Source organism: Cellulomonas sp. P5_C6 (assembly GCF_054049635.1).
This window is the reverse complement of the sequence record NZ_JBFULZ010000112.1, coordinates 1-13,342: the sequence shown is the minus strand read 5'-3', so window position 1 is coordinate 13,342 and position 13,342 is coordinate 1. Positions and strand designations below refer to the sequence as shown.

General features: G+C 72.3%; 12 protein-coding genes. 6 read left to right on the top strand and 6 right to left on the bottom strand.

Annotation, left to right across the window (positions count from 1 at the left end; translation table 11 throughout):
• A partial coding sequence (locus tag ACXJKG_RS13320; RefSeq protein ID WP_456846234.1) for an MMPL family transporter occupies positions 1-1,776 on the top strand: 1,776 nt, incomplete at its 5' end.
• A gap of 57 nt (positions 1,777-1,833) precedes the next feature.
• On the opposite strand, the gene glpK is transcribed toward ACXJKG_RS13320, so the two are convergent.
• From glpK to ACXJKG_RS13305, 3 genes are all read right to left on the bottom strand, one after another.
• Complete coding sequence (gene glpK, locus ACXJKG_RS13315; protein ID WP_456846233.1) at positions 1,834-3,357, bottom strand: glycerol kinase GlpK; 1,524 nt, start codon at positions 3,355-3,357, stop codon at positions 1,834-1,836.
• A gap of 101 nt (positions 3,358-3,458) precedes the next feature.
• The gene (locus ACXJKG_RS13310; RefSeq protein WP_456846232.1) at positions 3,459-4,184 is read right to left on the bottom strand and encodes an MIP/aquaporin family protein; all 726 of its coding nucleotides are present in this window, start codon (positions 4,182-4,184) and stop codon (positions 3,459-3,461) included.
• An 85-nt stretch (positions 4,185-4,269) separates the two neighbouring features.
• Complete coding sequence (locus ACXJKG_RS13305) at positions 4,270-6,015, bottom strand: FAD-dependent oxidoreductase (RefSeq protein WP_456846231.1); 1,746 nt, start codon at positions 6,013-6,015, stop codon at positions 4,270-4,272.
• Between the two features lie 144 nt (positions 6,016-6,159).
• Between ACXJKG_RS13305 and ACXJKG_RS13300 the strand changes: the two genes are divergently transcribed.
• Together ACXJKG_RS13300 and ACXJKG_RS13295 are read left to right on the top strand one after the other, a co-directional pair.
• Positions 6,160-7,149 (top strand): sugar-binding transcriptional regulator, encoded by a 990-nt coding sequence (locus ACXJKG_RS13300; RefSeq protein WP_456846230.1) that lies wholly within the window; start codon positions 6,160-6,162, stop codon positions 7,147-7,149.
• 73 nt (positions 7,150-7,222) lie between these two features.
• Entirely contained in the window at positions 7,223-7,726 is a 504-nt protein-coding gene (locus ACXJKG_RS13295; protein ID WP_456846229.1) for an amino-acid N-acetyltransferase, read from the top strand.
• Here ACXJKG_RS13295 and ACXJKG_RS13290 read toward each other — a convergent pair.
• On the bottom strand, positions 7,713-8,066 hold the full coding sequence (locus ACXJKG_RS13290) for a cupin domain-containing protein (RefSeq protein WP_456846228.1): 354 nt from the start codon (positions 8,064-8,066) through the stop codon (positions 7,713-7,715). The genes ACXJKG_RS13295 and ACXJKG_RS13290 overlap by 14 nt on opposite strands.
• Before the next feature lie 133 nt (positions 8,067-8,199).
• Between ACXJKG_RS13290 and ACXJKG_RS13285 the strand changes: the two genes are divergently transcribed.
• Entirely contained in the window at positions 8,200-8,790 is a 591-nt protein-coding gene (locus ACXJKG_RS13285) for a GNAT family N-acetyltransferase (protein WP_456846227.1), read from the top strand.
• Here the strand turns inward: ACXJKG_RS13285 and ACXJKG_RS13280 are convergent.
• Positions 8,772-9,674: an A/G-specific adenine glycosylase gene (locus ACXJKG_RS13280; protein WP_456846226.1), complete on the bottom strand. Its 903-nt coding sequence runs from the start codon at positions 9,672-9,674 to the stop codon at positions 8,772-8,774. The genes ACXJKG_RS13285 and ACXJKG_RS13280 overlap by 19 nt on opposite strands.
• A gap of 194 nt (positions 9,675-9,868) precedes the next feature.
• Between ACXJKG_RS13280 and ACXJKG_RS13275 the strand changes: the two genes are divergently transcribed.
• Together ACXJKG_RS13275 and ACXJKG_RS13270 are read left to right on the top strand one after the other, a co-directional pair.
• Positions 9,869-10,480, top strand: coding sequence for a hypothetical protein (locus ACXJKG_RS13275; protein WP_456846225.1), 612 nt, complete (start codon positions 9,869-9,871; stop codon positions 10,478-10,480).
• 88 nt (positions 10,481-10,568) lie between these two features.
• The gene (locus tag ACXJKG_RS13270; RefSeq protein WP_456846224.1) at positions 10,569-11,882 is read left to right on the top strand and encodes an APC family permease; all 1,314 of its coding nucleotides are present in this window, start codon (positions 10,569-10,571) and stop codon (positions 11,880-11,882) included.
• Here the strand turns inward: ACXJKG_RS13270 and disA are convergent.
• Entirely contained in the window at positions 11,879-12,997 is a 1,119-nt protein-coding gene (gene disA, locus ACXJKG_RS13265) for a DNA integrity scanning diadenylate cyclase DisA (RefSeq protein WP_456846223.1), read from the bottom strand. The genes ACXJKG_RS13270 and disA overlap by 4 nt on opposite strands.
• Positions 12,998-13,342: the final 345 nt, after the last annotated feature.

Below are 13,342 nucleotides of genomic sequence, written 5' to 3'. Positions count from 1 at the left end.
GCCCTGGCGGGTGGGCCGTTCACCGAACCGCTGAAGCTGGCGGGTCCGACCGAGGCGCTGGGGCTCGTCGTCGCCCTCGTGGTGCTCGTGGTGACGTTCGGGTCGCTGCTCGCCGCCGGCATGCCGATCCTCACCGCCCTGCTGGGCGTCGGCATCGGCGTCGCGGGCGTGCTCTCGCTGTCCGGGATCACGGAGATCTCGTCGTCGACGCTCACGCTCGCGCTCATGCTCGGCCTGGCCGTCGGCATCGACTACGCCCTGTTCCTGCTGTCCCGGCACCGCCAGCAGCTGGCCGACGGGATGGACCCGCTCCAGTCGGCCGGGCACGCCGTCGGCACCGCGGGCAGCGCCGTCGTGTTCGCCGGCACCACCGTGGTCATCGCGCTCGCGGCCCTGACGATCACGGGGATCCCGTTCCTGGCGGCCATGGGCCTGGCCGCCGCCGGGACCGTCGTCGTCGCGGTGCTCGTCGCCGTCACGCTGCTCCCCGCGCTCATGGGCTTCGCCGGCGAGCGGCTGCGGCCGCGGGGCCGCGCGATGCGGCAGGCCGAGCACTCCCGCGCGGCGCGCAACCGCTGGGGCACGCTGGTCACGACGCACCCGATCATCACCCTGCTCGTCGGTGCGGTCGTGCTGCTCACGATCGCCATCCCGGCGCTGAGCCTGCGCCTCGGCCTGCCCGACGCCGGCCGGGAGCCCGAGGGCTCGGGCGACCGCCAGGCGTTCGAGATGCTGGCCGAGGGCTTCGGCCCGGGCTTCAACGGCCCGCTCGTCGTCCTGGTCGACGCCAAGGACGACCCGTCCGCGCTGTCGAGCGCGGTCGTGGAGGTCACGACGACGGTCGCGGCCCTGCCGAACGTGGCCTACGCGGCGCCGATCGCCGCACCGGGTGCCACCGAGGGTGCGGAGGCCGCGCTGGTCGTCGTCATCCCGACGGGCGCGCCGGACTCGGTTGTCACCGCGGACCTGGTCCACGCCATCCGCGACGCCCGCCCGGAGCTCGAGGAGTCCACCGGCACGCAGCTGTGGGTCACGGGCGCCTCGGCGGCGAACATCGACATCACGCAGAAGCTGGCCGACGCCTTCCCGCTGTTCCTGCTCATCGTCGTCGGGCTGGCGATCGTGCTGCTGCTCGTCGCGTTCCGGTCGCTGCTGGTGCCCGTCACCGCGGTGCTCGGCTTCCTGCTGACCATCGCGGCGGCGTTCGGCGCGACGACCGCGGTGTTCCAGTGGGGCTGGCTGTCGAGCGTGTTCAACGTCGACTCGACGGGCCCGCTGCTCAGCTTCCTGCCGATCCTGCTGGTGGGCGTGCTGTTCGGGCTGGCCATGGACTACCAGGTCTTCCTGGTGTCCCGGATGCGCGAGGAGCACGTGCACGGCGCCGACCCGACCACGTCGGTCCGGCTCGGGTTCGCCCACGGCGCCCGCGTGGTGCTGGCTGCCGCGCTGATCATGATCTCGGTGTTCTCGAGCTTCGTGTTCAGCGGCTCCGCGCAGATCGGCCCGATCGCGTTCGCGCTGGCCATCGGCATCCTCTTCGACGCCCTCGTGGTCCGGATGACCATGATCCCGGCGGCGATGACCCTGCTGGGGAAGTCCGCCTGGTGGCTGCCGCGCTGGCTCGACCGGATCATCCCCAACGTCGACATCGAGGGCGCCGCGCTCGACAAGACCGGCGCACACACGGCCGAAGCCGCCGTCGACGTGGTGCCCGAGGGCACGCACACCGGCGCCCATGCGGCGCACGGCGTGCACGCCGCATCGGACGAGGACTGACGCGACGAGGGCCGGGGTGCCTCGTCGCGCCCCGGCCCTCGCCCGTCGATCGGACGATCAGCTCACGTCGTCGTCCACCCAGTCGAAGGTCTTGGTGACGGCCTTCTTCCAGTTCCGGTACTGACGGTCCCGCTCGTCGTCGGCCATCGCCGGCTCCCAGCGCTTGTCCTCGGCCCAGTTGTCGATGACGTCCTGCTCGCCGCTCCAGAACCCGACGGCGATGCCGGCCGCGTAGGCCGCGCCCAGGGCGGTGGTCTCCGCCACCTTCGGCCGGACCACGGGGACGCCGAGGATGTCCGCCTGGAACTGCATGAGCAGCTCGTCCTGGACCATGCCTCCATCGACCTTGAGCTCGGTCAGGTTGACGCCCGAGTCGGCATTCATCGCGTCCAGCACCTCGCGGGTCTGGAACGCCGTCGCCTCGAGCGCGGCCCGGGCGATGTGCCCCTTGTTGACGTACCGCGTGAGGCCGACGAGGGCGCCACGTGCGTCGGAACGCCAGTACGGCGCGAACAGGCCCGAGAACGCCGGCACGAAGTAGGCGCCGCCGTTGTCGTCGACGGTCTTGGCCAGCTCCTCGATCTCCGGCGCCGTCGAGATCAGCCCGAGGTTGTCGCGCAGCCACTGGATCAGCGAGCCGCTCACCGCGATCGAGCCCTCGAGCGCGTACACGGTCGGCTGGTCGCCGATCTTGTAGCAGACCGTCGTCAGCAGGCCGTTCTTCGACGGGACCGGCGACGTGCCCGTGTTGATGAGCATGAAGTTGCCGGTGCCGTAGGTGTTCTTGGCCATGCCGACCTCGAAGCACGCCTGCCCGAACGTGGCCGCCTGCTGGTCGCCGAGGATGCCGGCGATCGGGACGCCCGGGACCATGCCGCCCTCGCGGCCGGTGCCGTACACCTCGGACGACGACTTGATCTCGGGGAGCATCGACAGCGGGATGCCCATGTCCGCGGCGATGTCCGCGTCCCACGTCAGCGTCTCGAGGTCCATGAGCATGGTGCGCGAGGCGTTGGTCGGGTCCGTGACGTGCACGCCACCGTCGACCCCGCCGGTCATGTTCCACAGCACCCACGAGTCGGTGTTGCCGAACGCCAGGTCACCGGCCTCCGCCTTGGCCCGGGCACCCTCGACGTTGTCGAGGATCCACTTGACCTTCGGGCCCGAGAAGTAGGTGGCCAGCGGCAGGCCGACCTTGGCCTTGTAGCGGTCTGCGCCGCCCCCGAGCGCCCCCAGCTCGTCGGCGATCTTCTGCGTGCGCGTGTCCTGCCAGACGATCGCGTTGTAGACGGGCTTGCCGGTGGTCCGGTCCCAGACGACGGCCGTCTCGCGCTGGTTGGTGATGCCGACCGCGGCGAGGTCCTTGTACGTGAGGTTGGCACGGGTCAGCGCGAGACCGACCACCTCACGGACGTTCTTCCAGATCTCCTCGGCGTTGTGCTCGACCCAGCCGGCGCGCGGGAAGATCTGCTCGTGCTCGATCTGCCCGGTCTCGACGATCTGGCCGGAGTGGTCGAAGACGATCGCTCGGGAGCTCGTGGTGCCCTGGTCGATGGCAAGGACGTACTTGGTGTCGGGCATGGTGAAGATTCCTCCGGGTGGTTCTGGGGATCCGGACGGCGCTCACCGGGGGGTTGGTGGCGCCGTCCGGACGGGACGACGGGTGGTGCGGGTGCTCGGTCTCAGCCGATGTAGGCGTGCGCGACGAGTCCGCCGATGACGCCACCGACGAGCGGGCCGAAGACCGGGACCCAGGAGTACGCCCAGTCGCTGGAGCCCTTGCCCCGGATGGGCAGGAGGGCGTGTGCGATACGGGGGCCGAGGTCACGTGCAGGGTTGATGGCGTAGCCGGTGGGGCCACCGAGGCTGGCGCCGATGCCGACGACGAGCAGGGCGACGGCGAGCGGGCCGAGACCCGAGGGCGTCTTGCCGAACGCCAGGATGACGAAGACCAGCACGAACGTGCCGATGACCTCCGTGATGAAGTTCCACGCGTACGAGCGGATCGCCGGGCCGGTCGAGAAGACTGCGAGCTTGGTGGCGCCGTCGGCGTCCTCGTCGAAGTGCTTCTTGTAGGCGATGAAGCAGAACAGTGCACCCAGGGCCGCTCCGGCCATCTGGGCTGTGACGTACAGGAAGCCGTTGGCCGCTGTCACGGGAACACCCGGCGCGAAGTCCGCCGCCCCGCTCGCCCAGATGCCGATGGTCACCGCAGGGTTGAGGTGTGCACCCGACTTGAAGGCGGTGTAGACACCAGCGAAGACCGCGAGGCCCCATCCGAAGTTGATGAGCAGCCAGCCACCGTCGAAGCCCTTGTTCTTCGGCAGGATGACGTTCGCGACGACGCCGGTACCGAGCAGCACCAGCATGCCGGTCCCGAGAACCTCGGAGAGGAAGACCTCTCCCATTGTGTAGTCCACTGTCGACCCTTTCTGACGGACGTCGTTGTCACGTGCGCCCCGCGGAGGACCGCGGGGAGTCTTGAGGTGGTGCTCAGGTCCCCTCGGGGACCATCGGCGACAGGTCGGCCGCGCGGAGTCGCGCCTTCACTGCCTCGACGTCGTCCTGCTCCTGCGCGGCTGCGTCCTCCGCCTCGCACCGGGCCCGGTACGCCTCGATCTCCTGGCTGCGCTTGTGGGCGTCCCAGCCGAGGACCGGGGCGACGAGGTCCGCGATCTCCTCGAGCGCGCCGACACCCTTGTCCACCTGCTCGTAGTTGAGCCGGGTCCGGTGCATCAGCACGTCGTCCAGGTGCAGGGCGCCCTCGTGGCTGGCCGCGTAGACGATCTCCGCGCCGATGTACGCGTCGGCGTTCTTCAGCGGCTCGGCCAGCGCCGGGTCGGCGTCGACCAGGTCGATGAGCTCGCCCAGCAGCGACCCGTACCGGTGCAGGAGGTGGTCCATGCGGGGCCGGCTCCACCCGTACTTGTGGCTGATCGCCCGGGCCTGCCGCTGGAACACCTGCAGCCCCTCGGCGCCGACCAGCGGGAGGTCGTGCGTGATGGACGGCAGGCTGGTGGCCCGGCTGCCGATGGCGAAGTCGACCGCGTCCTTGGCCATCACGCGGTAGGTGGTCAGCTTGCCGCCGGCGATGACCGTGAAGCCCGGCGCGGGGGAGGCGACAGTGTGCTCGCGCGACACCTTCGCGCTGCTGGTGCCCGCCTTGACCTGCGGCTGCAGCAGCGGGCGCAGGCCGGCCCAGGTGCCGATGATGTCCTCGCGCGTGATGGGCCGCGACAGCACCGCGTTGGCGTGCTCGATGACGTAGTCGATGTCCGCGGCGGTGGCGACCGGGTGGATGAGCTCCTGCTCCCACGGTGTGTCCGTGGTGCCGATGACCCAGTACCGCGACCACGGGATGATGAACAGCACCGACTTCTCGGTCTGCAGGATCAGCCCGACGTCGCCGGCGATCCGGCTGCGCGGCACGACGATGTGCACGCCCTTGCTGGCCAGCACGCGCAGGCCACCCTCGGCCCCGGCGAGCGACTCGGTCTGCTCGGTCCAGACGCCGGTGGCGTTGATGACGGCCCGGGCGCGGACGTCGATCCGCTCGCCGGTCTCCAGGTCCATGACCTCGGCGCCGGTGACCGCACCGCCGGTCGTCGTCTGCAGGTCGAGCACCTGCGTGCGGGTCGCGGCGTACGCGCCGTAGCTGACGGCGGTGCGGACCAGGGTCTCGACGAGACGGGCGTCGTCGACGCTCGCGTCCCAGTACCGGACCGCGCCGATCGCGGCGTCGTGCCGCAGGTCGGGGAACAGGCGCTCCATGCCCTTGCGGGTCAGGTGGCGGTGGATCGGGAGGGCGCGCCTCGAGCCGGTGACCGAGGCGAGGGTGTCGTACAGGGCCACGCCGGCGCCGACATAGGCACGCTCCCAGACGCGGTTCTCCAGCGGGTACAGGAAGCTGACGGGCTTGACCAGGTGCGGCGCGAGGCGGTTGATCAGCAGGTCACGCTCGGTGAGCGCCTCGCGCACCAGGTGGAAGTCGAGCATCTGCAGATAGCGCAGGCCGCCGTGCACGAGCTTGCTCGAGCGGCTCGAGGTGCCGCTCGCCCAGTCCTGGGCCTCGACGATCGCGGTGGAGAGTCCTCGGCTCACGGCATCGAGGGCGATCCCAGCGCCGGTGACGCCGCCTCCGATGACCAGGACGTCGAGCTCGTTCCCTCGCTCCCCACTGACGCGCATGGCGTCGAGTGCGTCCTGTCGTGCCTGGGCCGTCAGCGGCGCCGTCCTCATCCGTGTACCCCCGGTGGTTCTGTTGTCCGCGTTGTCCCACTCGCCCGGTACGGGCTTGCTCGCTATCGTCGTCACCAGGCGAACGAACGCGCAACCTGGCTGCACAAACGTGCAACTTTCGTCCGCGTACTGGAGGGGGCGCCGATGTACATCGAACGGGAGCAGGACGTCCTCCGGGCGGCGTCCATGTACTACCTGCAGGACATCAAGATGGAGGTCATCGCCCGCCACCTCGGCACCTCGCGGTCGACCGTCTCCCGCCTGATCAAGCGCGCGCGGCAGTCCGGGCTGGTCGAGATCACGCTCCGGCCCGCGAGCACCCGTGCACCCGGGCTCGGCCGCACCATCGCCGCGACGTTCGGCATCGACACGTACGTCGTCCCCGTGCCGGACTCCGCCAGCCACATCGAGCGCCTCGACCAGGTCTCCATCACGGCCGCCAGGCTGCTGTCCTCGTGGTTCGACTCCGACATGGTGCTCGGCGTCGCCTGGGGCACCACCCTGGCCTCCGTGTCCCGGTACCTCGCGCCGAAGCCGACCCGGGGGTCCGCGGTCGTCCAGCTGAACGGCGCCGCGAACATGCGCACGAGCGGGATCGAGTACGCCAGCGACCTCATCTCGACGTTCGGCACCGCGTTCGCCGCCGCCGTGCACCACTTCTCGGTGCCCGCGTTCTTCGACTACCCCGACACCAAGGCCGCGATGTGGCGCGAGCGGTCCGTCCGCCGGGTGCTCGACATGCAGCGGCGGGCCGACATCGCCGTGTTCTCGGTCGGGGCCGTCGCCGGTGCCGTCCCGTCGCACGTCTACTCGGCCGGGTACCTCGACGACGCCGACGTCAAGAACCTGCACGACGAGGGCGTCGTGGGCGACGTGTGCACGGTGTTCCTGCGCGCCGACGGGTCCTGGCAGGACGTGCACCTCAACGAGCGGGCCACCGGGCCGACCCCCGTCGAGCTCCAGCGGATCCCGCGGCGCGTCTGCGTCGTCGCCGGCGACAACAAGGTCGCGCCGCTGCTCGCCGGTCTGCGCGCCGGGGTGGTCACCGACCTCGTGGTCGACGAGATCACGGCGACCGGGCTCCTCGAGGCGGCCGAGCCGCCCCACCGGGGCCGGATGCGCACGCGGGTCTGACCGCGGTCACGCGCCCGTCTCGTGGGCCGGGCCGTTCCGCGGTCCGGGCCGACCTCGCCAGTAGGTTGGCCCGATGTCCTTCCGTGTCCGCCCCGCCCTGCCGGCCGACGTCCGCGCCATCCGCGCCCTCGTCGAGCCCTACGCCCAGGAGCGGATCCTCCTGGCCAAGGAGTGGGTCGGGTACTACGAGGCCGTGCAGGAGTTCCTGGTCGTCGAGGCCGACGACGGGACCGTCATCGGCTGCGGCGCCCTGCACGTCATGTGGCAGGACCTCGCGGAGATCCGCACGCTGGCCGCCGACCGCGGCTGGCGCGGCGCCGGCGTGGGTCACGCGCTGCTGGACGCGCTGCTCGAGCGTGCCCGGGAGATGGGCCTGCGACGGGTCTTCTGCCTGACCTTCGAGGTCGCCTTCTTCGAGTCGCACGGGTTCCACGTCATCGAGGGCACGCCCGTGACGCCCGACGTCTACCTCGAGCTGCTGCGCTCGCACGACGACGGCGTCGCCGAGTTCCTGGACCTCGCGCGCGTGAAGCCGAACACCCTGGGCAACACGCGGATGCTGATCAACCTCGACTGACCTCGGGGTGGTGCGTCAGGTCCACCTCGTCGGTGGTCTCGACGATCACCGCCAAGAGGTCGGTCGTCGCCCACGTCTGGTGCGACTCGCCCGGCTCCCACAGGACGAGCGTGCCCGGACCGACGTGCCGGCGCGGCTCGTCGTCGACCTGGATCTCGCCCTCGCCCGCGACGACCGCGAAGAGCTGCCGGCGCACGGCCGGGTGCCGGCCGAGCGTGCCGCCCGCTGCGAGGCGGGCCACGTGCACCGAGGTCCCGCCGACCGCGGGGAGGAGCTGCATCACGACGCCGGCGCTGTCGAACGAGGTGATGTCGTGCGCCGGGAGCTCGAGGAGTCGCATCAGCGCGTCCGGTGCAGGTCGTCGGGGGCGCTCGCCATGACGCATGCTCCCATGCGGGGTCGTCGTGAGCGGGAGTCGCGCGCGGCGGCGGAAAAGCCTGGGCCGTCTCGTGCCGCTCGGGCAGGCTTGCCGCGTGAGCACCTATCTGGCGACCGATCGCCTGGTCCTGCGTCCCTTCACGGCCGACGAGGCCGACCTCCTGATCGAGCTGGACAGCGACCCGGCGGTGATGCGCTTCCTGTCCGGGGGCGAGCCGACCGCGCCGGAGTTCGTCCGTGACCTGGTCCTGCCGAGCATCCTCGCGGGCTACGAGAGGTGGGAAGGCCGCTTCGGGCTGTTCGCGGCTCAGGAGAAGGACGGGGGCGCGTTCGTCGGGTGGTTCTGCCTGCGACCCGAACGGGAGGGCCCGCTGGACGAGGTCGAGCTCGGGTACCGGCTGCGCCAGGAGGCGTGGGGCAAGGGGTATGCCACCGAGGTCGCGTCCGCGCTGGTCGGCAAGGCGTTCTCCGAGCTCGACGTGCGCGTGGTCTGGGGCGCGACGATGTCCCTGAACCTCGCGTCGCAGAAGGTGATGGAGAAGGTCGACATGACGGTGACGGAGATCCTGGCCACCCCGGACGACATGCTCGCCGTCGAGGGCTCCGAGCTCGGCGGACCGAAGTACGAGATCACCAAGGAGCAGTGGGAGCGCCGGCAGTCACGCGGTCAGGACGGCAGCCGGTAGGACGGGGGGTCCTCGTCGCTCACGGCCGGGACGCGCGTGACCAGCCCGTCGGCGACCAGGCTGTCGACGCAGCGCGCCAGCTGGCGTGCGTCGGGCCAGGCGGCGTCGACCGCGGCGGCCGGGACGGGGCCGAGGGCCTCGCGCAGCAGGGCCATGACGCGTCCCCGCACCTGCCGGTCGGTGCCCTCGAACGTCTGGGTCCGCCGCCGGCCGGTGTGCTCGTCGGCGGGGCGGCCGGCGGCGTACCAGGCGCACACGTCCCGGACCGGGCACGCGTCGCAGCGCGGCGAGCGGGCGGAGCAGACGAGCGCGCCGAGCTCCATCGACGCCGCGGCCCAGCGGGCGGCCGTCGCGTCGTCGTCGGGGACGTACGCCGTCGCGCGGCGGACCTCACCCACCGTCTGGCTCGGGGCCGGCAGCGCGACTCCGTCGACCGTTCGGGCCAGCACGCGCCGAACGTTGGTGTCGAGCACGACCGACCGCTTGCCGTACGCGAACGCCAGCACCGCGGCCGCCGTGTAGGAGCCGATCCCGGGGAGCTCGCGCAGGGCGCCCTCGTCAGCCGGCACCTCGCCGCCGTGCCGCTCCACGACCGCCCGAGCGCACTCCTGCAGCCGCAGCGCGCGCCGTGGGTAGCCCAGGCGGTCCCAGGCGCGCAGCACGTCCCCGGTCGACGCTGCGGCCAGGTCCGCGGGAGTCGGCCACCGCGCCATCCACGCGCGCCACGCCGGCTCGACCCGGACGACCGGCGTCTGCTGCAGCATGACCTCGCTGACCAGGACGCCGTACGCCGTCCGGTCGGCCGCCCGCCACGGCAGGTCGCGCGCGTGCTCGTCGAACCACGCGAGCACCGGCTCGCGCAGCTCGGCGGGGGACGGCGGCACCGCAGCATCCTGCCTCAGGTGACCCCGACCCGCGTCGTCGTCCGCCTCGTCGTCGTGGCGGGCGCCGGGCCGGGCGATCGTGCGTCTCGCACTCCGAGCGGCCCCGCGCGTCGGCCGGGCGCCCGGCAGGCCGTGCCTCTACGGTGGTCGCGCCGCGATGTCACGCGGTGCACCCGAGATCGGCCGGAGGACGCATGAGCGAGTCGCGACGACTCCCGGGCCGGGTCTACTGGGTGCGTCGGTTCGTCGTGCTGGGCATCCCGCTGCTGGTGATCCTCGTCGTCGTGTGGCTGGTGGCCGGCCGCGGTGGCGACGACGGGGACGGCGCCCCCGCCGCCCAGACGTCGTCGCCGGCGCAGTCCGCTCCGGCCGAGGCCCAGCCGAGCACCACGCCCACCACCGACGACTCCGGGGTCGCCGACTGCGACGCGACGGGGCTCGTCGTCGCCATGACGCCGGACGCCGAGTCCTACGCCGCCGGGGTGAGCGCGACGTTCACGGTGTCGATCACCAACACGGGCAGCGACCCCTGCCTGGTCGACGCCGGCGAGGCCCAGCGCGAGATCGTCATCACCTCCGGCGCCGACCGCGTCTGGTCGAACCGCGACTGCATCGTCCCCGGCACGGAGTCCCGCACCCTGCTGCTGCCCGGCGGCGGCAACGACACCACACCGTTCGCCTGGAACCGGGTCCGGTCGGCGGAGGGCTGCCCGGCCGGGCTGCCCGCTCCCGGTGCCGGGACGTACTCCGCGCAGCTCACCCTGGCCGGGGCCGTCGCGCCGCCGGCCGTGTTCGGGCTCGGCTGACCAGCCATACCCCTCCGCGGCTCCCACCGGCGCGGCTAGGGTCGAGCGTGCCGACCGCGGCACGGCTGTAGCACCCGAGGGAGAGTCCATGTCCGATCCCGCTCCGGCGGCGAACGCGCAGCTGAGCGTGCGGGGTGCCGTCGTGCTCGGGGTGGGTGCGATGGTCGGCGCGGGGATCTTCGCGCTCCTCGGGCAGGCCGGCGAGGTCGCCGGGTCCGCGGTGTGGCTCTCGTTCCTGCTGGCCGGGGCGATGTCGGCCACGCTGGGCTACACGCTGGTGAAGTTCGCCATGCGCTGGCCGTCCTCCGGCGGGCTGATCGTGTACCTGCAGCACGGCTACCGCAGCCGCCGCGTGGTGGGGGTCGCCGCGTGGCTCGGGTACCTCACSGCGATCGTSGTCGTGGGCGCGATGGTCGCCGCCTCGTTCGGCGACTACGCCGCGGTGGTGATCGCCGACGGACCGTCGGGCGGCTGGCTGTCCAAGCTCTGCGCCGTCGCGCTGGTGGTGTTCGGGGCGTGGCTCACGGTCGCCGGGCCGCGTCTGGTCGACCGGGTGCAGTCGGCGATCGTCGGCCTGCTCCTGGTCGTGTTCACCGTGTTCGTCGTCGGCACGCTCCCGCAGGTCGACTTCGCGTTCCTGGCGCCGAGCACGTATCCAGGCGTGAACGACATCGTGGCCAGCATCGCCCTCACGTTCTTCGCCTACCTCGGCTTCGCGGTCATCTCGTTCGTCGGCGACGACATGGCCGAGCCGCGGCGCCAGCTGCCCGTCGCGATGTACGCGGCGCTGGCCCTCACCACCGTCCTCTACGTGGCAGTCGCGGTGTGCGTGTTCGGGACGCTCCCGGTCTCCGAGGTGATCGCCGCCGGGCCGCGGGCGCTGGCGGTCGCCGCGGAACCCACGCTGGGGCAGGCCGGGTACGTGATGATGACGTGCGCGGCGCTGCTGGCGACTGCCTCGACCGTGACCGCGATGCTCTACAGCTCCGTCGGGCTGACCCGCGCGCTGGCCGGCTCCGGGACGTTCCCGCCGGCGTTCGGCCCGGGGACCCGGCTGGGCCGGCACGGCGGCCTGCTGATCACGGCCGGGCTCATGGCTCTGCTGGTGACCGGGCTCAGCGTGGGCGCGCTCGCCTCGGTCGGCAGCGCGGTGTCGCTGGCGGTGTTCGTCCTCGTGGCCGTGGCGGCGTTCCGGTTGCGGACCGAGCTCGGCGCCTCGCCGGCGCTGACCGCGGTGGCCGTCGCGGTCTCGGGCGTGGTGCTCGTCTGGTTCGTCGTCGACCTGTGGGTGTCCCAGCGGCGCTCGTTCTGGATCATGCTGGTGCTGATCGCGCTGGCCGTCGTGGTCGACTGGGCCTGGGCGCGACGACGCCAGGCGTCCGAGGCCGGCGCCTCGAGCTAGACGTACCGCTCGAGGATGCTCGACTCGGYCAGCCGCGAGAGGCCCTCGCGCACGGCCCGGGCGCGCTGCTCGCCCACGCCGTCGACGGCCATGAGGTCGTCGATGCCCGCCGCGAGCAGCTTCTGCAGACCGCCGAAGTGCGCGACGAGCCGGTCGACGATGGCGCCGGGCAGGCGGGGGACCTTGGACAGCAGGCGGTAGCCGCGCGGACCGGCAGCCGCGTCGAGGGCGTCGCCGCCGCCGGGCAGGCCGAGCACGCTGGCGATGCGGGCGTTGTCCAGCAGCTCGGTCGAGTCGAGCTCGGCCAGGGCGTCCAGCACGGAGTCGACGTCGCGGCGGCTGGTGTCGACGTAGTCGCGGATGATCAGCGCGCGGTCGGACCCGATGCCGCCGACCAGCTCGTCCAGCTGCAGCGTGAGCAGTCGGCCGTCGGTGCCCAGCTCGACGACGTAGCCCTCGATCTCCTCGGAGATGCGGCGGACCATCTCGAGGCGCTGGACCACCGCGGACACGTCGCGGACGGTCACCAGGTCCTCGATCTCGAGGGCGGACAGCGTCCCGCTGACCTCGTCGAGCCGCGACTTGTACCGCTCGAGGGTGGCCAGGGCCTGGTTGGCGCGGGACAGGATGGTGGTCGAGTCCTCGATGACGTGCCGCTGGCCGCCGACGTACAGGGCGATGATCCGCATCGACGCCGAGACCGAGACGACGGGCAGGCCGGTCTGCTTGGCCACGCGCTCGGCGGTGCGGTGCCGGGTGCCCGACTCCGAGGTCTCGATGGTCACGTCCGGCAGCAGCTGCACGGCCGCGCGCACGATCCGCGAGATGCCCGCGTCGACGACGACCGCGCCGTCCATCTTGGCCAGCTCGCGCAGGCGGGTGGCGGAGAACTCGACGTCGAGCACGAAGCCGCCCGAGCAGATGCTCTCGACCGTCCTGTCGAACCCGAGGACGATCAGCGCGCCGGTGCGGCCCCGCAGGATCCGCTCCAGCCCGTCGCGGAGCTCGCCGCCAGGGGCGACGGCTGCGAGGGTCGACCTCAGGAGGTCGTCAGGAGCGTGCGGCACGGTTGCATGGTAACGACGCCAGCCGACGACGGCTCTTGCGACCCGCATGCCGGACCCGTTCGCCTGCAGGCGTTCGCCCGTTCGCCGCCGACGGGTGCTGCGTTGCGTCACTCCGGCCCTGGCCGGCGCACGCCCGTCGTCTGCCCGAGCGGGGCCACTCGCCGCCGAGCGCTGCCACTCGTCCTCGAGCGCGGCCACTCGCGGCCGAGCGCGGGTGCTCGCCGCCGAACGCTGCCACTCGTCGCCGAGCGCGGCTGCTCGTCGCCGAGCGCCGTGCGTGGGCGGGCGCGCTCGGTGACGGACGAGTGCGCTCCGCGACGTAGGACCGCGTTCGGCAAGCGGGTCGACGACGGACGGCGCCCGCTCATGCCGCGCCGGCCGCGGTGTCGAGCG

What these genes read in the sequence shown, in the direction of transcription:
- ACXJKG_RS13295 (WP_456846229.1), top strand. Translation starts at nt 7,223, where the DNA reads ATGTCCTTCCGTGTCCGCCCCGCCCTGCCGGCCGACGTCCGCGCCATC.
- ACXJKG_RS13300 (WP_456846230.1), top strand. Translation starts at nt 6,160, where the DNA reads ATGTACATCGAACGGGAGCAGGACGTCCTCCGGGCGGCGTCCATGTAC.
- glpK (WP_456846233.1), bottom strand. Translation starts at nt 3,357, where the DNA reads ATGCCCGACACCAAGTACGTCCTTGCCATCGACCAGGGCACCACGAGC.
- ACXJKG_RS13275 (WP_456846225.1), top strand. Translation starts at nt 9,869, where the DNA reads ATGAGCGAGTCGCGACGACTCCCGGGCCGGGTCTACTGGGTGCGTCGG.
- ACXJKG_RS13290 (WP_456846228.1), bottom strand. Translation starts at nt 8,066, where the DNA reads ATGCGACTCCTCGAGCTCCCGGCGCACGACATCACCTCGTTCGACAGC.
- ACXJKG_RS13305 (WP_456846231.1), bottom strand. Translation starts at nt 6,015, where the DNA reads ATGAGGACGGCGCCGCTGACGGCCCAGGCACGACAGGACGCACTCGAC.
- ACXJKG_RS13310 (WP_456846232.1), bottom strand. Translation starts at nt 4,184, where the DNA reads ATGGGAGAGGTCTTCCTCTCCGAGGTTCTCGGGACCGGCATGCTGGTG.